We start from the raw sequence: 20,099 nt of genomic DNA, 5'->3' as shown, positions 1-20,099 counted from the left end.
TCTTGCTCTCTAAGGTTAAAAAAGACAAAACGCCCCACAAAATTGTGGGGCGCTCGATTCAATTAGTTTTTTAAATTACTCAGTAACAATACTAACGTATTTACGGCTTTTTTCGCCTTTTACTTCAAATTTAACTTTACCGTCAGCGGTTGCGAATAAAGTGTGATCTCTACCCATACCTACGTTCGTACCTGCGTGGAATTTCGTACCACGTTGACGAACAATAATACTACCCGCTAAAACAGACTCACCACCGAAACGTTTAACCCCAAGGCGTTTAGCTTCAGAATCGCGACCATTACGAGTTGAACCACCAGCTTTTTTAGTTGCCATCTACTTGCTCTCCTCTGAATTATGCTTGAATCCCAGTGATTTTCACTTCAGTGAACCACTGGCGATGACCTTGTTGTTTACGACTGTGTTTACGACGACGGAATTTAACAATTTTAACTTTCTCGCCACGACCTTGCGCTACCACTTCGGCAACAACTTTCGCACCCGCAACAACCGGTGCACCGATTTTAACATCTTCACCGTTAACGACCATCAACACCGAATCGAACTCAACTTTTTCGCCGGTTGCAAGCTCAAGTTTCTCTAAACGAACCACCTGACCTTCGCTTACACGGTGTTGTTTACCGCCACTTTGAAAAACTGCGTACATAAATACTCCGCTTAACTGTGTTCTCTGCCTTTAGGCAGTATACACTTCAAAATTCATATAAAATAGGTCGCAAATTCTACGGAAAAAACGATCCCCTGGCAAGAATTTATTTAAAATAAAACAAAAAAATTCCCTTTTCTGATTGATTAATTTTAGAAAGTACAAAAATTCAGGTAGAATGCACCGCATTCTCTCTTTGATAATCAACGATAAGCAATGGAAAAACAAGATCTCATGACGATGCATACCATTCAGCAATTAGTCGATTCGGATATGCAAAAAGTCAATCAGCACATTCTTGCCCAACTCAATTCTGACGTGGCGTTAATTAATCAGCTTGGTTTTTATATTGTTCAAGGTGGCGGAAAAAGGATCCGACCGTTGATTGCCGTGCTTGCTGCCCGTGCTTTGGGATTTGAAGGATCGCAAGTGATCACTTGTGCAACCTTTGTTGAATTTATCCATACCGCTTCTTTATTACATGATGATGTGGTTGATGAATCCGATATGCGCCGAGGGCGTGCCACAGCGAATGCCGAATTTGGCAATGCAGCAAGTGTATTAGTTGGAGATTTCATTTATACCCGTGCCTTCCAACTTGTTGCACAACTTGAATCGTTGAAAATTCTCCGCATTATGGCAGATGCCACAAATGTGCTGGCGGAAGGGGAAGTGCAACAATTAATGAATGTCAACGATCCGGAAACCAGCGAAGCGAATTATATGCGGGTGATTTATAGCAAAACCGCCCGTTTATTTGAAGTGGCAGGACAAGCTGCTGCAATTGTTGCCGGAGCGACAGAAACACAAGAAAAGGCCTTACAGGATTACGGGCGTTATCTTGGCACCGCATTCCAACTGGTGGATGATGTATTAGATTACAGTGCCAATGCCCAAGCCCTTGGTAAAAATGTGGGGGATGATTTAGCCGAAGGCAAACCGACATTGCCTTTATTACATGCGATGCGTCACGGCAATGCGCAACAAGCCGCCCTCATTCGTGATGCCATTGAACAAGGCGGAAAACGTGAAATTATTGATGATGTATTAGCCATCATGGCGGAATATCAATCCCTAGACTATGCCATGGCAAGGGCAAAACAAGAGGCGCAAAAAGCCGTTGATGCCCTTTCTGTCCTGCCGGAAAGTGAATACAAACAAGCATTAATTTCTTTAGCTTATTTATCTGTTGATAGAAATTACTAACCACTTACAATTTGAAATCACTTTATGAATAATGATCAATCTCTCGCGGATATCCAACCGATACCGCGTTCTCACAGTAAAAAAGGGCGTAAAGATCCCAATGCGCCTTTTATTCGTAAAAAACTGGAGCTCCCCAATGGACATAACAGACTACTACTTCACTCTTGTTGTGCACCTTGTTCCGGAGAAGTGATGGAAGCCATTTTAGCCTCCGGAATTGAATTTACGATTTATTTCTATAATCCCAATATTCATCCATTAAAAGAATATTTAATTCGAAAAGAAGAAAATATTCGTTTTGCTAAAAAATTTGGTATCCCCTTTATTGATGCCGACTACGACCGACAAAACTGGTTCGACCGAGCCAAAGGAATGGAATGGGAACCAGAGCGAGGCATTCGCTGCACCATGTGTTTTGATATGCGTTTTGAAAAAGCGGCAGAATATGCTCACGAACACGGTTTTCCGGTATTCACCAGCTGCTTGGGGATTTCCCGTTGGAAGGATATGAACCAAATTAACGGTTGTGGTCACCGAGCGGCAGAAAAATACGACGATGTCATTTACTGGGATTACAACTGGCGTAAAGAAGGCGGCTCTCAACGAATGATTGAAATCAGCAAACGTGAACGTTTTTACCAACAAGAATACTGTGGTTGCGTTTATTCATTGAGAGATAGCAATAAATGGCGTGAAGAAACAGGACGCCAGAAAATTGAAATCGGCAAACTTTATTATTCCCCGGACTAAAAAAGACAAGAAAAAATGACCGCACTTTTCCCAATGAATGGTTAGCCTATCCATACTTTTTATTGAAAATAAATGAAGGAAAAAATGGAAGAGAATCAATTAGAAAAATTACCGACATTTGTCATTAACATACTCAAATACATATTAAGCACAGCGCTTATTGCCCTTTCTATTGTTTTGATTATTGCTTTGGTCAAAATCACCTACTCTCTTGCCTTGATGGTAATAAACCCCTCTACTGTTGTGCCTTACGCACTAGCAGAACAAGCCGTTATGTTTTTCTTGTATTTCGGCTTTATCGGCTTAATTGTTCAATATTTTAAAAGCGGCTATCATTTTCCACTACGTTATTTCATTTATGCCGGTATAACGGCGATGCTCCGTTTAATTATCGTCAGTCATGAGAATGCAGTAGATACACTTCTATTTGCCGGTGCAATATTGATTATGGTGATTGCACTCTGTTTAGTGCTTTATTCCAATAAATTAAGGAATTTCTAGAATTGGAAATACACAACAACTATCGTGTATTTTTAAGTTAGGTCAAGTCGAATGAAATCAAAAAATGAGCACATGGGAACATAACGCCTTCTTTAAAAGTTAAGAACTAATCACATAACAAATAATGAGTCGCATTTTTCGCTCCTAGCTAAAAAGCATTAAACAGTAAGGGATCCAAGTGACTATGAGCAATCAGGCAGAAATAAACATTAATGAATAGTAACTCATTGAAATATTAATGAATTTTTATCTGAAATGAACGTTGGTGAACGTTGATGAATTGGGTTCTGGCGGTGAGAGGGGGATTCGAACCCCCGATGCACTTTCGCACATACACGCTTTCCAGGCGTGCTCCTTCAACCACTCGGACATCTCACCGTGTTGAGGTGGGCAAACTATAAAGATTTGAACCGCCTTAGTCAAGTTTTTTGAGCTAGAACATAAAAATCTTCTTAAATTTTCGCTAAAATAGTGACATTTTATTCACTTTCTGTCGTTTTTTTATGCACATTAAATCATTGTTTTCCAAAAATGTGTTTTTAGCTGTCAAGCCTTTCAGCGCATTGAAGGATTCATTTCGCCTTGGTTATACGAAAAAATCATTGATTCGGGATATTATTGCGGGTTTAACCGTGGGCGTGATTGCGATTCCGCTTTCCATGGCATTAGCGATTGCCAGCGGTGTGCCACCACAACATGGGCTTTACACCGCCATTATTGCAGGCATAATCATCGCCCTAACCGGTGGCTCACGTTTTAATGTTTCCGGCCCCACTGCGGCTTTTGTGGTGATTTTATATCCCGTTACCCAGCAATTTGGTTTAAGTGGTTTGCTGATGGCAACCCTACTTTCCGGTGTGATCTTAATTTTAATGGCATTATTCCGTCTCGGTCGCCTCATTGAATATATCCCTCTGCCGGTTACCCTCGGTTTTACCTGTGGTATTGGTATTACAATTGGAACACTTCAAATTAAAGATTTTCTCGGTTTGACGATTGAACAAATGCCGGCTCATTATTTGGAAAAAATTCAAGCGATTTTGACCGCACTTCCCACAATAAATTGGTCTGATACGTTGGTAGGCCTCACCACGTTGTTGGTTTTGACCCAATGGTATAAATTACGCCTCGCCATACCGGGGCATTTACCTGCGGTGATAATTGGAACCCTTATTGCATTAGTTTTACAGTATTTTGGTTTTCATGTTCAAACCATCGGCTCTGCTTTCCAATATACCTTACCGGATGGCACGATAGGACAAGGTATTCCCAATGTATTGCCCGATTTTGTCTTGCCGTGGAATGTGCCCAATGCACAAGGGGAAGTGGTTCAATGGAATTTTGATAGCTTGCAGGCCTTGTTGCCTGCGGCATTTTCGATGGCAGTATTGGGGGCGATAGAATCCCTCCTTTGTGCTGTGGTGCTAGACAATATGACAGACACCAAACACCATTCCAATAATGAATTATTGGCTCAAGGTTTAGGCAATATCGTTTCGCCCTTTTTTGGTGGTATTACCGCAACCGCAGCGATTGCCCGCTCCACCGCCAATGTTAAATCCGGTGCGGTTTCGCCCATTGCCAGTGTGGTACACGCCCTTTTAGTGTTATTTGCCTTATTACTTTTTGCTCAAGCCCTTTCTTATTTACCGCTTTCATCAATGGCCGCCCTGCTTTTAGTGGTGGCATGGAATATGGCAAGTGTACAGGAAATCATTACCCTTGCCCGCCGCTCCAGCAAAAATGAAATCGCAGTATTATTCACCTGTTTAATTTTGACTGTATTGTTTGATATGGTGATTGCAATCAGTGTGGGTGTATTGCTCGCCAGCCTACTTTTTATCCGCACCATAGCCGAAATGACGAAAGCCATTGAGCATAACGCACCGGAAGATCTGAATGATGTATTGGTTTATCGCATCAGTGGACCTTTATTTTTTGCAGCCGCAGATAAATTATTTGCAGATTTACATAATAAAACCGTGCATACAGATCACGAAATCAAGCATATTGTCTTACAGTGCGATGCGGTGACCGTGTTAGATACAGGCGGAATTCACGCCCTCACCCGTTTTGTGCAACATATGCTGCCCCATCAGCAACTTTACTTATGCAATATGCAATTTCAACCTTTGAGAATGTTAGTGAAATCAAACACCACACCGGAAATACAAAAAATTAATTTTGCTACGGATTTAAAAGAAACTTTTAATAAAATTCGTGATTTTCAGCGTGTTAACTCATAATGAAAAACAAAAGCGTGCTAGAATAGTGCGCTTTTTTATTAACAAACAAAGGAATTTTCAATGCGCCCGAATAATCGAGAGAATCATCAACCCCGCCCAATTAAAATTACCCGCCATTATACGAAACATGCGGAAGGTTCGGTTTTGGTCGAATTTGGCGAAACCAAAGTGCTTTGCACCGCCAGTGTGGAAGAAACAGTCCCCCGTTTCCTGAAAGGTCAAAATCAAGGTTGGGTAACAGCTGAATACGGTATGTTGCCACGCTCTACCCACAGCCGTATGCCACGAGAGGCGGCAAAAGGCAAACAAGGGGGGAGAACCTTAGAGATTCAACGTTTAATCGCCCGTTCTTTGCGTGCCATGGTCGATTTAAACGCACTGGGTGAACGCACCATCACCTTAGACTGTGATGTCATTCAAGCCGATGGCGGCACTCGCACCGCTTCAATTACCGGTGCAGCAGTCGCTTTATGTGATGCTATTAACGGATTAATGGAAAACGGGAGTTTAAAAACCAATCCGATAAAAGCCTTGGTTTCAGCCATTTCCGTGGGAATTGTGGAGGGAGAAGCAGTGTGTGATTTAGAATATATTGAAGATTCAGCCGCCGAAACAGATATGAATGTGGTGATGATGGAAGACGGCAGAATGATCGAAGTCCAAGGCACGGCAGAGGGTGAACCTTTCAGCCATGAAGAATTACTCATTTTATTAGCATTAGCCAAACAAGGTTGCCAACAAATTTTTGTCGCACAACGTGAAGCCCTAGGCTTATAAGGATAAAACATGGAACAATATAAACGTGATTTTATTGAATTTGCCTTAAGCCGTCAGGTATTGAAATTTGGCGAGTTCACCTTGAAATCAGGACGTAAAAGTCCGTATTTCTTTAATGCCGGATTATTCAATACCGGCGCAGATTTAGCCCGTTTGGGCGAATTTTATGCGGCTGCGATTCAAGCAAGTGCGGTCGATTTTGATGTCATTTTTGGCCCGGCTTACAAAGGGATCCCTATTGGCACCACCGTTTCTGTGGCATTGTTTAACCGTTACAACCTGGATAAACCGGTCTGCTTTAATCGCAAAGAAGCCAAAGATCACGGTGAAGGTGGCAATTTAATCGGTAGCCCACTGCAAGGCAAAATTTTATTAGTCGATGATGTGATCACCGCAGGCACAGCGATTCGTGAATCCATGGAACTCATCAACGCTAATTATGCCGAACTTGCTGCCGTATTCATTGCCTTAAATCGTAAAGAACGTGGCAAAGGCGAACTTTCCGCTATCCAAGAAGTGGAACGAGATTACCAATGCCGTGTCTTATCCATTATTGATTTAGACGATTTAATGCAGTTTATTGAGCAAGATCCAAACTATCGCTCTCATTTGAGCGCAATGCACGCTTACCGAGCAGAGTTTGGCGTATAAAACTGGATAAATCGATCTTTGTCGCTATTTAAAAAAACACGGCAAAAAACAACCGCACTTTTTAGAGGGAAAGTATGAATTTTATTGGAAAAATTTTAGGCGTATTGATTGGCTGGAAAATCGGGGGATTCTTTGGGGCGATTGCCGGACTGATTTTAGGCTCAATTGCAGATAAAAAACTCTATGAGCTAGGGGCAGTCAATTCGAGCTTTTTCAATCGAAAAACCACACGCCAAGCCCTTTTTATGCAAACCACCTTTGCCGTATTGGGGCATTTGAGTAAAGCCAAAGGCCGAGTAACGGAAGAAGATATTCAACTGGCTAACCAATTAATGGCACAGATGAAATTAGACGATCAAGGTCGTCGTCTTGCTCAAGATGCTTTCCGCCGAGGTAAAGAAACGGATTTCCCTATTCGCCAAGTCATTCGTGAATTCCGCATTGGTTGCGGACAACGCACCGATTTATTGCGGATGTTCTTACATGTGCAGGTGCAAGCCGCGTTTTTAGATGCACAATTACACGAAGGAGAAAAAGAAGTGCTTTATGTAATTGCGGAAGAACTCGGACTTTCACGTATGCAATTTGAGCAAATGATCGCGATGGAAATGGCTGCACGAGCGTTTACTCAAGGCGGTTTTTATCGGCAATATCAACAAGGTGCTTATCAACAACGTGGCAACTATGAATATCAACAAAATCATGGGACACACCAACACACTTCCGGTCCGACTTTAAACGATGCTTATAACGTACTCGGTGTGAGTGAATCCGATGATCGTAATACCGTCAAACGAGCCTATCGCCGCTTAATGAATGAACACCACCCTGATAAACTTGTGGCGAAAGGGCTACCGCCTGAAATGATGGAAATGGCAAAAGAAAAAGCACAACAAATCCAAGCCGCTTATGATTTGATTTGCAAATCAAAAGGCTGGAAATAAAACGTGCGTGTCATTCTCGCCCCTATGCAAGGCGTACTGGATCCGTTCGTACGCCAGCTTCTCACTGAAATTAACGATTACGATTTATGTATTACGGAATTTATCCGTGTGGTTGATCAATGCCTGCCTGAAAAGGTGTTTCATCGTTTATGCCCTGAACTCAAAAATCGAGGTTTCACCCCCTCAGGAACTGCGGTTCGGGTGCAATTACTCGGGCAGCATCCCGATTACTTAGCCGAAAATGCCCTCCGAGCTATTAACCTAGGTTCGCACGGTATTGATTTTAATTGTGGTTGTCCTTCTAAAACCGTAAATGGTAGCCACGGCGGAGCTGCCTTACTCAAACAACCGGAATTAATTTATCGTGCAACACAGGCTTTACGGAAAGCCATCCCCCTATCCTCTCCGGTGAGTGTAAAAGTGCGGTTGGGCTGGGATGATGTTTCCCAAGCAATGGAAATTGCCGATGCCGTTCAACAAGGCGGGGCAACAGAGATCACCGTGCATGGTCGCACCAAAGCTGATGGCTATCGTGCGGATCGCATCAATTGGGAAAAAATTGGAGAAATCCGTAAACATCTTTCCATTCCGGTGATTGCAAACGGAGAAATCTGGCATTGGCAAGACGGACAACATTGCCTTGCCATCACCGGCTGCCAAGCTTTAATGGTGGGACGTGGTGCATTAAACATTCCAAATTTAAGCCATGTACTCAAATCAAACACCACCAAAATGCCTTGGGTAGATATTCAAAAATTATTACAAAAATACGCCGAAATGGAAAACTTTCACGATTCCGGTTTTTACCATGTGGCACGCATTAAACAATGGTTACGTTATTTGAATAAAGAATACGACGAGGCAAATGTCATTTTTGAAAAAATTAAAACCTGTCAAACCGCTGAAGATTTACGGCTAAAATTAGCGCAAGTGGTTTAATCTCTAAACCCCGATACTTGATGTATCGGGGTTTGTTCTTTAACTATTGTTTAATATATCATCCTTTATCTTGCAGGTTTTTCACTTTCTCTTTCCAGGCTTGGAACGATAGTAGTAACCGTCAGCCTTTTATACAGCTTACGATAAGAGAATTTCTTTCTGTAACATCCACTTTATTCATATCGACATCATAAGTACATTTAGCCCATTTATTGTTTGCATCGTAAAGGGGAATACCTTCTTTATACCATCTATCCGCCGGTAGGGATTGGAGAATAAATAGCAAACAAAAATAGGGACAAATTTGACCGCACTTTAAATTTGAATAATTCATCAATCAATTGCAAAACACAGAAAGATATGGTTTCTAATCCGAATTCCATACCACTTTTATTCTATTTTCACTGTGTTTTTGATGTACCAAAGTTAAATCGTCAATAACATTTTTGATCCGGTTCTCTTTAACCACAGTTTTTTTATCAAAATCTTTGCACTCGATCACATTTTTGAATTTTACTCATTGCAAGTTAATAACATTCATTTAACATAAACTTCTGTTCATTTGATTAAAAAACGTAGAGGGTTTTATGAACGCAGCATCTTCACTTAAAAATCATAAAAACGGAATGATATTCCTCGCAGACATTCTTCTCTTTTTTGTTCTATTAAAATTCCTACCTTTTGCACCAAAGGAAAATGCAGGACTTGCATTATTAGCCTTTATTGCAGTGCTTTGGCTAAGCGAAGCATTACACGTCACCATTACCGCATTACTCGTACCGTTGCTCGCAATTTCATTAGACTTGGTGACGACAAAACAAGCGTTGTCTGCCTTTGCTGACCCGACAATATTCTTGTTCTTTGGTGGATTTGCATTGGCAACAGCATTACATATGCAAAAACTGGATAGAATGATTGCCAATAAAATTATGGCGCTTGCGAAAGGAAATCTTTTTATTGCAGTGATTTACCTTTTTCTCATCACCGCCTTCCTTTCAATGTGGATGAGTAATACCGCAACTGCTGCGATGATGTTACCGCTAGCAATGGGTATTTTAAGTAATATGGATCGTGAAAAAGAACATAATACTTATGTTTTCGTTTTATTAGGGATTGCCTATAGTGCGAGTATTGGTGGAATGGGAACCCTGGTAGGTAGCCCGCCAAATGCGATTGTCGCCAGTAATTTACATCTCACTTTCTCAGATTGGCTTTGGTACGGCTTACCCATAGTGTTGATCTCACTACCTTTAATGATCGGCACGCTTTTCATTGTATTCAAACCGAAACTTAACTACCGTTTTGAACAATCTTTTGAAAAAATTGAAATGAATTCACAGCGGATTTTAACCTTGGTAATTTTCGTATTTATCGCTTTATGTTGGGTATTTAGCGGTAAAATTAATCCACTCATTTCCGAACTATTAGGTCTGCCTAAAAAAATTGCCAGTTTTGACAGTGTTGTCGCTTTACTTGCTGCGATTGTTATCTGTGCAACCGGTGTGGCGAGTTGGAAACAAATTCAAGACAATACCGATTGGGGCGTATTAATGCTCTTTGGTGGTGGTTTAACATTAAGTGCCGTATTAAAAGATTCTGGTGCCAGCAAAATTCTCGCAGACGGTATTGTTTTCCTCGTTCAAGGGCAACATTACTATTTAATTGGTTTATTGGTCGCCACATTTATTATTTTCTTAACGGAATTTACTTCCAATACCGCCAGTGCAGCCTTGCTTGTTCCGATCTTTATTTCTATCGCCCAATCCCTCGGTATACCTGAAATTGGTCTTGCATTAATTATCGGTTTAGGGGCTTCTTGTGCATTTATGTTGCCGGTGGCAACCCCACCTAATGCAATTGTATTTGGCAGCGGTCAAGTTAAACAAAGTGAGATGGTACGAGCCGGTTTCGTATTAAATGTCATCTGTGTCTTTGTGATTGCTACATTCGGCTATTTCTTCTGGCTGAACTAACCAGAAAAAACACGATAAAAAAACGACCGCACTTTGCTCCAAGTGCGGTCGTTTTTCTTTTTGTTTTAGCCCTTAATCCAAATGTTCATGGCTACTTAAAAAGCCACCACTTTGGTGTTTCCAAAGTTTGGCATACAAGCCATTTTGTTCAAGCAATTCACTGTGTGTGCCTTGCTCCACAATTTGCCCTTTGTCTAACACAATGAGACGGTCCATTGCAGCAATGGTAGATAAACGATGGGCAATGGCAATCACCGTTTTATTTTCCATCATCTTATCAAGGCTTTCTTGGATTGCCACTTCCACTTCTGAATCCAATGCACTGGTCGCCTCATCAAGCAACAAAATCGGGGCATCTTTCAACATCACTCGGGCAATGGCTATACGCTGACGTTGACCGCCGGAGAGTTTAACACCACGTTCACCCACATGAGCATCATAGCCGGTTCTGCCTTGAGCATCAGTCAAAAATGGAATGAAATCCGCTGCTTCGGCACGCTCTGCTGCCCATTTCATTTCTTCATCCGTTGCATTTGGGCGACCATAAATAATATTGTCACGCACAGAACGGTGGAGTAACGAAGTATCCTGTGTCACCAAACCAATCTGGCTACGCAAACTTTCTTGCTGCACATCCAGTACATTTTGTCCATCAATCGTAATCGTTCCTTGCTGAGCCTCATAAAAACGTAGTAAGAGGTTCACAATGGTGGATTTACCCGCACCGGAACGCCCAATTAACCCTACTTTTTCTCCCGGTTTAATGGTGAGATTAAAATGATTTAAGAGCGGTTTTGTCGGATCATAAGCAAAGGTAATATCATTAAATTTGATTTCCCCTTGTTTAACCTGCAGTGGCGGACAATTTGGTTTATCCACAATAGTGTGTGGTTTTGTCAGTGTCGCCATGCCGTCATTTACTGTACCGATATTTTCAAATAGCCGTGCCGATTCCCACATAATCCAACGGGATAGCCCATTCACTCGCAATGCCATAGCGGTAGCAGTGGCAATAGCGCCTACGCCTACCTGCCCATTCTGCCATAAAATCACCCCTAATATTGCCGTGCTAAGGGTTAAGAAAATGTTGCTGGCATAAGTTAAGGTATCAAGAGAACTGGCAAGACGCATTTGTGCATGCACTGTCACCATAAACTCTTCCATTGATCGTTTCGCATAAGCCGCTTCACGAGAGCCATGAGAGAACAATTTTACCGTGGCAATATTAGAATAAGCATCGGTGACACGCCCTGTCATCAAAGAGCGGGCATCCGCTTGACGCTCGGCGGTTTTTGCCAAACGAGGAATAAGCAATTTCAAGATCGTGATAAACAGAACAATCCAAATCGCAAAAGGCAATAAGAACCAAATATCTAACGCCGCTAAAACCAACCCTGAGGTAATAAAATATACCGCCACATAAACCAACATATCGGCAATTGTCATCACCGTATCCCGCACAGCCAGGGCGGTTTGCATCACTTTGGCAGAAACCCGGCCGGCAAACTCATCTTGATAGAAACTCAAACTTTGCCCAAGCATTAAACGGTGGAAATTCCAACGCAATCGCATTGGGAAAACCCCTTGCAAGGTTTGCAGTCGAACATTCACGCCAATAAAAGACCACACAATGCTGAGTAACAGGAGTGCCGCCATTCCGATCAGCAAATGCCCTTTTTCTTGCCATAAGGTCGCCGGGCTATAAGCGCCAAGCCAATCGACCAACAAGCCCATAAATTGGAAGAGCAATGCTTCCATAATACCGGTACCAACCGTTAAAATCGCCAGCAGGAAAATCCAGCCTTTCATCCCGTCAATACTCGACCAAATAAAACGGAATAAGCCTTTTTCCGGTGTTGTCGGATTGCTTTCCGGATAAGGATTTAAACGGTTTTCAAACCATGAAAAAATTTTATCGAACATAAGATTTCCTTAAAAACAAAAGGCAACATAGGTTGCCTTCAAAACCGTTACATTATAGCGTAAAAAAAACGCAATTTACATTGCACAATGACATTAAATCGTCCATTATACGTTGGCTATAACCATGGGAAATATCAGCCTGCCTATTATTAGACAATGGTTTTCCCCAATTCATCATCCCCTTATATTCTAGGAGAAAATATCATGTTTACCGATTGGAAAGAACACACTTCACACGTTAAAAAATCATTTGGCGAGCTTGGCAAAAAACACCCGAAAATGTTGCAAGCCTATCAAGCATTAGGTGCAGCAGCGGCTGAAGAAAATGTACTGGATGCCAAAACCCGTGAACTCATTGCATTGGCTGTGGCGGTGACAACCCGCTGCGAAAGCTGTATTAGCGTTCATGCCGAAGAAGCGGTAAAAGCCGGTGCGACGGAAGAAGAAGTGTCTGCTGCATTAGCCATGTCTATTGCACTCAATGCCGGTGCGGCTTATACCTACTCTTTACGCGCATTAGAAGCTTTCAATGTACAAAAAGGGGAATAAATTTTCCCCTTTTCCTCCACTGGCGTTCATTAAACGCCAGTTTTAATTACCACAAATGCAATTTTTCCATCTGTGTAATCACCTCTTCCACTTGAATTTCCGCCATCAAATTCTTCCCTTTCAATTTTGTTGCCCAAGGCAATTCAGAAGAAGGTTTGCCAAATTCTTTTTGTACATTTTCTTCATAGACTGATACCACATTTTCCCTATTATTATAGGGAGCGGTACGCAATGGATTGTGATAGGCATACAACCCTATCACCGGTGTGCCTTGTGTGGTGGCAATATGAGCAGGACCGGAATCCGGTGAAAGAACAAGATCCACTTTCGCAATCAATGCCGCCAGTTGTTTTAAGTTCGTTTTTCCTGCAGCATTGGCTGGCGTAAAATCGCAAAGTGCGGTTATTTTTTCCACCATTTCCAACTCCCTTTTTGCTGGAGAACTACAAAAAATCACATTCACATTATGTTGATTAGCGATATTGGCTACTTCCGCATAACGTTCAACTAACCAATCTTTTTCTGCTTTACTGGAACAAGGGGAAATTAATAAATTCTTACGGGTCGGATCAATAAATTGCTCTGCAAATTGTCGATCTTGCTGTGAAATAGCCAAATGCCAAGAGGCGATGGATTGCGGCACACCAATATATTCAGCAAATGCCATAAAACCATCTAACACATGAGGTGATTTAGGATCCCTCACTCGCCGATTGACAAAAAGCCATTGCCCCTCACGAGAACGTTTTTGCCCAAACCCAATTTTATATTTGGCTTTAATCCCTAAAGAAAGCATAGAAGCACGAAATGCGGTTTGCATATTCAAAAGGGCATCAAAATGAGTATGTTTAAGCTGTTTCCATAAGGAAAAAATGCCCCTCCAGCCCGTTTTTTTATCATAAGGAAGCAACTTCACGTTCGGTATGCCTTCTAACAAGGCTGCTTCTGTTTTTCCCACAATCCAAGTGATTTTGGTCTGTGGATAGTACGCCTGAATATGTTGCACCACGGCAAGGGCATGGCACACATCTCCCACGGCTGAAAGACGAAGAATACAAAGTGAGGTTGGCGCTTCAGTAAAAAGCGGCATAGCGGTTCCTTTCTCGTTTAAATTGCCGTTATTTTAAAGTAGAATGAGGGCATTTTCTATCATTCAATCCATCTAAAATGCTTGAGTTCCAACAAGATAACCAATTTTTTATCTTTAATTTTGACCGCACTTTTAAGCAACAACATCAGTTTTTTGATCCCTCATTTTGGCAAGCACAGCAGCGTATCCTTGGTTCAGCAAAAGGGCGGGGAACCACTTATTTTTTGGCAACACAGGATTGGTTTGGCGTAAATTGTGCACTGCGTCATTATTATCGGGGCGGATTATGGGGAAAATTTAATAAAGATCGTTACACGTTTTCAACCCTTTCCCAAACACGCAGTTTCGCAGAATTTTCCTTATTACAACGCTTGTATGAAGCAGGCTTGCCGGTGCCTAAACCGATTGGAGCACACATAAAAAAAGGCAAAATCGGCGTTTGCTATCAAGCCGATATCCTCACCGAAAAAATTGAAAATGCGCAGGATTTAACCGCACTTCTACAAAACCAATCTCTTTCTGATAAAACCTGGCAACAAATCGGTGGGTTGATTCGCCAGCTACACGATCTACAAATCTGCCATACGGATCTTAACGCTCACAACATTCTTGTTCAAAATACGGAACAAGCACAAAAATGTTGGCTGTTGGATTTTGATAAGTGCGGTGAAAAATCGGGCGATTTTTGGAAAGCGGAAAACTTAAACCGTTTACACCGCTCTTTTATGAAAGAAACCGAAAGAATGAAAATCCAATTTACAGAACAAAACTGGACAGAGCTTATGTTCGGTTATCATCAACATTTCAACCAAAAGGATAAACCATAATGCAAAAAATTGTACTTGCCACCGGCAACCAAGGAAAAGTAAAAGAAATGGCGGATGTGTTGGCGACATTCGGATTTGAAGTTATCGCCCAAACAGATTTAGGCATTGAAAGCCCAGAAGAAACCGGGCTGACCTTTGTAGAAAATGCTTTATTGAAGGCTCGTTATGCGGCAGAAAAATCCGGTTTACCGGCCATTGCGGACGATTCCGGTTTAGTCGTCAATGCGCTAAATGGCGCCCCGGGTTTATATTCCGCCCGTTATGCCGGTGAAGAAGGCAATGATGCCCAAAATCGCCAAAAATTGTTGGCAGAACTCGCTCCTATCCCCCAAGAAAAACGCCAAGCAAAATTTGTCAGTTGCATTGTGTTATTACAACACCCTACCGATCCCTCCCCGATTATTGCAGAAGGCGAATGCCAAGGTATGATTGGTTTTGAGGAAAAAGGGGAAAATGGCTTTGGTTACGACAGCTTATTTTTCAGCCCGGAACAAGGCTGTACCTTTGCAGAACTAGAAACCAGCGAAAAGAAAAAAATCTCTCACCGAGCCCGTGCCTTGCAAGAATTAAAGGCAAAATTGAGCATATAAAAAACAGGAAAAAACTACCGCACTTTTTACAATAAAATTCCACTTTCCGCTTTGGTAAAATTCATCACAAATAAACTTTTATAGGTGCGAACATGGTATTCACCGGTCAGTACACGACGAGTAAAAGCGTGGTAGCTTTCCATATCCGATGTATGAATAAGCAGCATAAAATCATAGTCACCGGAAATTTCATAACAACTCATCACATCGGATTCTTCACGCATTTTTCGTTCAAATTGTTCTTGATAATAAGAGTGCTGATTGTCCATTTCCACCATCACAAAAACAGAAATCGCTTTGCCTACTGCTTTAGGTGACACCACAGCGACTTGCTTAGCAATGATCCCTTTTTCGGTTAAAAGCTGAATACGGCGTTGGCAAGTGGCAACCGAACTGTTCACCTTATCCGCAATTTCTTTTAACGGCAGGGTTGAGTCTTGTTGTAATAAATTGAGTAAATCACGATCAAGTTTATCTAATGGCATCATTCACCTATAATAAAAAATTTCCATTTAGAGTCTTATAAGAGAAATATTTTCAAAAATCAACATATATTGAGAATTTTTATCACGCAACCTGACTATAATTTCAATACCGTATATTATGAATATCCTTACTATGAAATTAATGACTCAAGGTGTACTGCTTTGCTTGCTTTCCCAATGTTTATTTGGTGTGCTTTATTTATTCAGTTTGTGGCTACAACCCCTTAATGGTACAGATGTTTTTGCTTGGCGAATGGTGGCAATGTTATTTTGTCTTGCTTTAATCATTTTTCCTACGGTGGGCTATCGTGCTATTTTGCGTTTGATGAAAGAAAATTTAGGGTATCATTTCTCTCGTTGGGCGATATTTTTACTGGGCACTATCAATGCTGGCAGTCAGTTTTAGTTATTTATGTGGGCACCGGTGAATAATGAAGGAGTAAATATCGCAATGGGATATTTTCTATTTCCACTCGTGATGGAGATTTTGGGACGAATATGGTTAAAAGAACCATTGAGCCATATTCAAAAATTAGCCCTTTGTCTGGCCGCCTGTGGGGTTGCTCATGAACTTTGGCATACGCAAAGTTTTTCTTGGACAAGCCTCTGGGTTTGCTTAGTCTATCCGTTTTATTATCTCAGTCGTAAGAAAATGCAGATTCCTGCATTACAAGGTATTGCTTTAGATATTTTCTTGATTTCAATTCCTTGCGCTATCTATTTGATTTACCAAGGAAATAGTTTTCAGCTTATTGCTGATGAATGGCGCTATTGGTATCTTCTCCCCGCATTAGGTATGGTGAGTGCGATAGGTTTATCTGCAAATTTAAAATCCAGCCAACAAATTCCGGTAAGTTTATTTGCGGTACTCAGTTATATTGAACCGGCATTACTTTTTTTGATCGCCCTAGTTTGGCTTGATACTGCCGTTTCCCCGGCTGATTATTTGACTTATATTCCTATTTGGGCAAGTTTGATTTTGTTAGGAGGAAATGGTTTGATTAAAAACAGAGATAAAAATAACCGCACTTTAGCCGGAAAAAGCAATGAATGAGCGATGTTTGGCAAATAAAGTGCGGTCAGTTTTTTTAACGTTTTTCTAAGATGGGTTTTAAGAATCTTGCCGTGTGAGAACCCTCTACTTTTGCCACTTCTTCAGGGGTGCCGGTGGCGATAATTTGTCCGCCTCCGCTTCCCCCTTCAGGGCCGAGATCCACAATCCAATCGGCGGTTTTGATGACATCTAAATTATGCTCAATCACCACAATGGTATTGCCTTGATCTCTTAGTCGGTGAAGCACGGCAAGCAATTGTTTTATATCAGCAAAATGCAAACCGGTGGTGGGTTCATCTAAAATATAAAGGGTTTTCCCCGTATCCCGTTTGGAAAGCTCGGTTGCTAATTTAACACGTTGCGCCTCCCCGCCGGAAAGAGTAGTCGAAGATTGCCCCAAACGGATATAGGATAACCCCACATCCATAAGGGTTTGCAGTTTCCGGGCAATCATTGGAATGGCATCAAAAAACGCTCGAGCCTCTTCCACCGTCATATCCAAGACTTGATGGATGGTTTTGCCTTTATAGCGAATTTCCAAGGTTTCACGGTTATAACGTTTCCCTTTACATTGATCGCAAGGTACATACACATCCGGTAAAAAGTGCATTTCCACTTTAATAACGCCATCGCCTTGGCATGCCTCACAGCGTCCGCCACGCACGTTAAAACTAAAACGCCCTGGGTTATAGCCTCTCGCCCGCGCTTCCGGTACACCGGCAAAAAGTTCACGAATTGGGGTGAATAACCCCGTATAGGTCGCCGGGTTTGAACGTGGCGTACGCCCAATTGGGCTTTGGTTAATATCGATGACTTTATCGAAATGCTCCAGCCCTTCAATGGATTTATAAGGGGCATAGTCGGTTTTGTCGGCACGGTTCAAAGCATTTTGAGCAAGCGGGAAGAGGGTGTCGTTAATCAACGTGGATTTGCCCGAACCCGATACGCCGGTAATACAAGTGAACAATCCGACAGGAATATCTAAATTCACATTTTTTAAATTATTCCCCGATGCACCTTTTAGTTTTAGCCATTTTTTCTTATCAAGTGCGGTTCGTTTTTTCGGAATTTCAATTTGTTCCACACCGGATAGGAATTTACCGGTGATAGAATTCGTATTTTCCATAATTTCTTGTGCATTGCCTTGGGCGATCACTTGTCCGCCGTGCACGCCAGCACCCGGGCCGATATCAATAATATGATCAGCGGCACGAATGGCATCTTCATCATGTTCCACCACAATAACGGTGTTACCCAAATTGCGTAAATGGATGAGTGTATTGAGTAGCCGTTCATTATCACGCTGATGCAACCCGATAGACGGCTCATCTAACACATACATCACACCCACTAAACCTGCCCCAATTTGGCTGGCTAGACGAATTCGTTGCGCCTCACCGCCTGAAAGGGTTTCGGCAGAGCGGGAAAGGGAAAGATAATTCAGCCCTACATTAACTAAGAACTGTAAACGCTCTCGAATTTCTTTCAGAATTTTCTCAGCAATCTGTGCCTTTTGCCCGGTTAATGAAAGGGCGGTGAAAAATTCGAGGGTTTCACCAATGCTTTTTTCTGAAATCATGGGTAAATTAGTCGGCCCGATATACACATTTCGTGCTTCTGGGCGTAAACGTGAACCGCCACAATCCGCACAAGGACGGTTGCTGATGTTTTTGGCTAATTCTTCACGCACTGACATAGACTCCGTCTCTTTATAGCGGCGGGCCATATTATTCAAAATGCCTTCAAAAGGATGTTTACGAATAACCACATCACCACGATCATTCATATATTGAAATTCAATCTCTTCCTTACCTGAACCGTGCATAATGATGTGTTGGATTTTTTTCGGTAAGCTTTCATAAGGTGCATCCACATCAAAATCATAATGTTTTGCAAGGGAAGTGAGCATTTGATGATAATAAAAATTACGGCGATCCCAGCCTTTCACCGCACCACCGGAAAGGGAAATGCTTGGATTTTGCACCACGCGTGTTTCATCGAAATATTGCTGAACGCCCAAGCCATCACAGGTCGGACAAGCACCTGCGGGGTTGTTAAACGAAAACAAACGAGGTTCTAATTCCGGCACAGAGTACCCACAGTGCGGACAAGCAAAATTTGCCGAAAAAACCAGTTCTTCCGCTTTTGGATTATCCATTTCCGCCACAATGGCTGTACCACCGGAAAGCTCTAATGCCGTTTCAAAGGATTCCGCTAAACGAGAGCTCAAATCTGACCGCACTTTGAAACGATCCACCACCACTTCAATGGTATGTTTTTTCTGTAATTCCAGTTTTGGTGGATCAGACAAATCACAAATCTCGCCATCAATCCTTGCACGAATATAGCCTTGCGCCGCAATATTTTCTAAGATTTTAACGTGCTCCCCTTTACGGTTTTTCACCACCGGCGCAAGCAACATCATCTTCGATTCTTCAGGCAAACTTAATACTTTGTCTACCATTTGGCTGATGGTTTGAGCTGTTAGCGGTACATCGTGATTTGGGCAGCGAGGTTCTCCCACACGGGCAAAAAGAAGACGGAGATAATCGTAAATTTCCGTGATCGTCCCCACCGTAGAACGAGGGTTATGGGAGGTGGATTTTTGTTCGATAGAAATAGCAGGCGACAAGCCTTCAATGGAATCCACATCCGGTTTTTCCATTAAAGAAAGAAATTGACGGGCATAGGCAGAAAGGGATTCTACATAGCGGCGTTGCCCTTCCGCATAAAGGGTGTCAAACGCTAATGAGGATTTGCCGGAACCGGAAAGACCGGTGATAACAATGAGTTTATCGCGAGGAATGGTTAAATTGATATTTTTAAGATTGTGGGTTCTTGCCCCACGAATGTCGATATTTTCCATAAATCATTCGTACTGGTAATTATTTTTGCAAAATTGCGAGCATTATCGCATATTTCAATATCTG

General features: G+C 42.0%; 19 protein-coding genes, 1 tRNA gene and 1 pseudogene. 13 read left to right on the top strand and 8 right to left on the bottom strand.

Features of this window, described 5'->3' with window-relative positions:
• Positions 1–75: 75 nt before the first annotated feature.
• Complete coding sequence (gene rpmA, locus BKK50_RS01510; protein WP_077414656.1) at positions 76–333, bottom strand: 50S ribosomal protein L27; 258 nt, start codon at positions 331–333, stop codon at positions 76–78.
• 19 nt (positions 334–352) lie between these two features.
• Entirely contained in the window at positions 353–664 is a 312-nt protein-coding gene (gene rplU / locus BKK50_RS01505; RefSeq protein ID WP_006251992.1) for a 50S ribosomal protein L21, read from the bottom strand.
• Between the two features lie 216 nt (positions 665–880).
• Between rplU and ispB the strand changes: the two genes are divergently transcribed.
• The 3 genes from ispB (at position 881) to psiE (ending at position 3,121) form a co-directional block, all read left to right on the top strand.
• On the top strand, positions 881–1,870 hold the full coding sequence (gene ispB / locus BKK50_RS01500) for an octaprenyl diphosphate synthase (RefSeq protein WP_077414654.1): 990 nt from the start codon (positions 881–883) through the stop codon (positions 1,868–1,870).
• Between the two features lie 24 nt (positions 1,871–1,894).
• Entirely contained in the window at positions 1,895–2,620 is a 726-nt protein-coding gene (locus tag BKK50_RS01495; RefSeq protein ID WP_077414652.1) for an epoxyqueuosine reductase QueH, read from the top strand.
• Between the two features lie 84 nt (positions 2,621–2,704).
• The gene (psiE, locus tag BKK50_RS01490) at positions 2,705–3,121 is read left to right on the top strand and encodes a phosphate-starvation-inducible protein PsiE (protein ID WP_077414650.1); all 417 of its coding nucleotides are present in this window, start codon (positions 2,705–2,707) and stop codon (positions 3,119–3,121) included.
• A 288-nt stretch (positions 3,122–3,409) separates the two neighbouring features.
• On the opposite strand, the gene BKK50_RS01485 is transcribed toward psiE, so the two are convergent.
• Positions 3,410–3,499, bottom strand: a tRNA-Ser gene (locus tag BKK50_RS01485).
• Positions 3,500–3,624: 125 nt separating this feature from the next.
• On the opposite strand from BKK50_RS01485, the gene dauA reads away from it, so the two are divergent.
• The 5 genes from dauA (at position 3,625) to dusC (ending at position 8,678) form a co-directional block, all read left to right on the top strand.
• Positions 3,625–5,367, top strand: coding sequence for a C4-dicarboxylic acid transporter DauA (dauA, locus tag BKK50_RS01480; RefSeq protein WP_077414648.1), 1,743 nt, complete (start codon positions 3,625–3,627; stop codon positions 5,365–5,367).
• Between the two features lie 60 nt (positions 5,368–5,427).
• Positions 5,428–6,144 (top strand): ribonuclease PH, encoded by a 717-nt coding sequence (gene rph / locus BKK50_RS01475; RefSeq protein WP_077414646.1) that lies wholly within the window; start codon positions 5,428–5,430, stop codon positions 6,142–6,144.
• Between the two features lie 9 nt (positions 6,145–6,153).
• A complete protein-coding gene (pyrE, locus tag BKK50_RS01470; RefSeq protein ID WP_077414644.1) occupies positions 6,154–6,795 on the top strand; it encodes an orotate phosphoribosyltransferase in 642 nt (213 codons plus the stop codon).
• A 74-nt stretch (positions 6,796–6,869) separates the two neighbouring features.
• Positions 6,870–7,739: a co-chaperone DjlA gene (gene djlA, locus BKK50_RS01465; RefSeq protein ID WP_077414642.1), complete on the top strand. Its 870-nt coding sequence runs from the start codon at positions 6,870–6,872 to the stop codon at positions 7,737–7,739.
• Positions 7,740–7,742: 3 nt separating this feature from the next.
• On the top strand, positions 7,743–8,678 hold the full coding sequence (dusC, locus tag BKK50_RS01460) for a tRNA dihydrouridine(16) synthase DusC (protein ID WP_077414640.1): 936 nt from the start codon (positions 7,743–7,745) through the stop codon (positions 8,676–8,678).
• A 121-nt stretch (positions 8,679–8,799) separates the two neighbouring features.
• Here the strand turns inward: dusC and BKK50_RS12410 are convergent, their stop codons facing one another.
• Entirely contained in the window at positions 8,800–9,012 is a 213-nt protein-coding gene (locus BKK50_RS12410) for a hypothetical protein (protein ID WP_143531239.1), read from the bottom strand.
• A gap of 253 nt (positions 9,013–9,265) precedes the next feature.
• Between BKK50_RS12410 and BKK50_RS01455 the strand changes: the two genes are divergently transcribed.
• On the top strand, positions 9,266–10,651 hold the full coding sequence (locus tag BKK50_RS01455) for a DASS family sodium-coupled anion symporter (RefSeq protein WP_077414638.1): 1,386 nt from the start codon (positions 9,266–9,268) through the stop codon (positions 10,649–10,651).
• 72 nt (positions 10,652–10,723) lie between these two features.
• On the opposite strand, the gene BKK50_RS01450 is transcribed toward BKK50_RS01455, so the two are convergent.
• Complete coding sequence (locus BKK50_RS01450; protein ID WP_077414636.1) at positions 10,724–12,574, bottom strand: ABC transporter ATP-binding protein; 1,851 nt, start codon at positions 12,572–12,574, stop codon at positions 10,724–10,726.
• 204 nt (positions 12,575–12,778) lie between these two features.
• Between BKK50_RS01450 and BKK50_RS01445 the strand changes: the two genes are divergently transcribed.
• Positions 12,779–13,123 (top strand): carboxymuconolactone decarboxylase family protein, encoded by a 345-nt coding sequence (locus BKK50_RS01445; protein WP_077414634.1) that lies wholly within the window; start codon positions 12,779–12,781, stop codon positions 13,121–13,123.
• 46 nt (positions 13,124–13,169) lie between these two features.
• Here BKK50_RS01445 and BKK50_RS01440 read toward each other — a convergent pair whose 3' ends face one another.
• A complete protein-coding gene (locus tag BKK50_RS01440; protein ID WP_077414632.1) occupies positions 13,170–14,213 on the bottom strand; it encodes a glycosyltransferase family 9 protein in 1,044 nt (347 codons plus the stop codon).
• Positions 14,214–14,290: 77 nt separating this feature from the next.
• Here BKK50_RS01440 and BKK50_RS01435 point away from each other — a divergent pair, with 77 nt between their 5' ends.
• Complete coding sequence (locus BKK50_RS01435) at positions 14,291–15,040, top strand: 3-deoxy-D-manno-octulosonic acid kinase (RefSeq protein WP_077414630.1); 750 nt, start codon at positions 14,291–14,293, stop codon at positions 15,038–15,040.
• Positions 15,037–15,630 (top strand): XTP/dITP diphosphatase, encoded by a 594-nt coding sequence (locus tag BKK50_RS01430; protein WP_077414628.1) that lies wholly within the window; start codon positions 15,037–15,039, stop codon positions 15,628–15,630. Before BKK50_RS01435 ends, BKK50_RS01430 begins: the two co-directional genes overlap by 4 nt.
• 26 nt (positions 15,631–15,656) lie before the next feature.
• On the opposite strand, the gene BKK50_RS01425 is transcribed toward BKK50_RS01430, so the two are convergent.
• A complete protein-coding gene (locus BKK50_RS01425) occupies positions 15,657–16,118 on the bottom strand; it encodes an Lrp/AsnC family transcriptional regulator (RefSeq protein WP_077414626.1) in 462 nt (153 codons plus the stop codon).
• A 130-nt stretch (positions 16,119–16,248) separates the two neighbouring features.
• Between BKK50_RS01425 and rarD the strand changes: the two are divergent.
• Positions 16,249–17,169: pseudogene (rarD, locus tag BKK50_RS01420) on the top strand (EamA family transporter RarD).
• A gap of 34 nt (positions 17,170–17,203) precedes the next feature.
• Here rarD and uvrA read toward each other — a convergent pair.
• A complete protein-coding gene (uvrA, locus tag BKK50_RS01415; RefSeq protein ID WP_077414624.1) occupies positions 17,204–20,035 on the bottom strand; it encodes an excinuclease ABC subunit UvrA in 2,832 nt (943 codons plus the stop codon).
• Positions 20,036–20,099 lie beyond the last annotated feature (64 nt).

This window comes from Rodentibacter rarus (genome assembly GCF_001998965.1).
Classification (GTDB): Bacteria; Pseudomonadota; Gammaproteobacteria; order Enterobacterales; family Pasteurellaceae; genus Rodentibacter; species Rodentibacter rarus.
The sequence above is the reverse complement of the archived record's forward strand: the minus strand, read 5'-3'. Positions and strand labels throughout refer to the sequence as shown.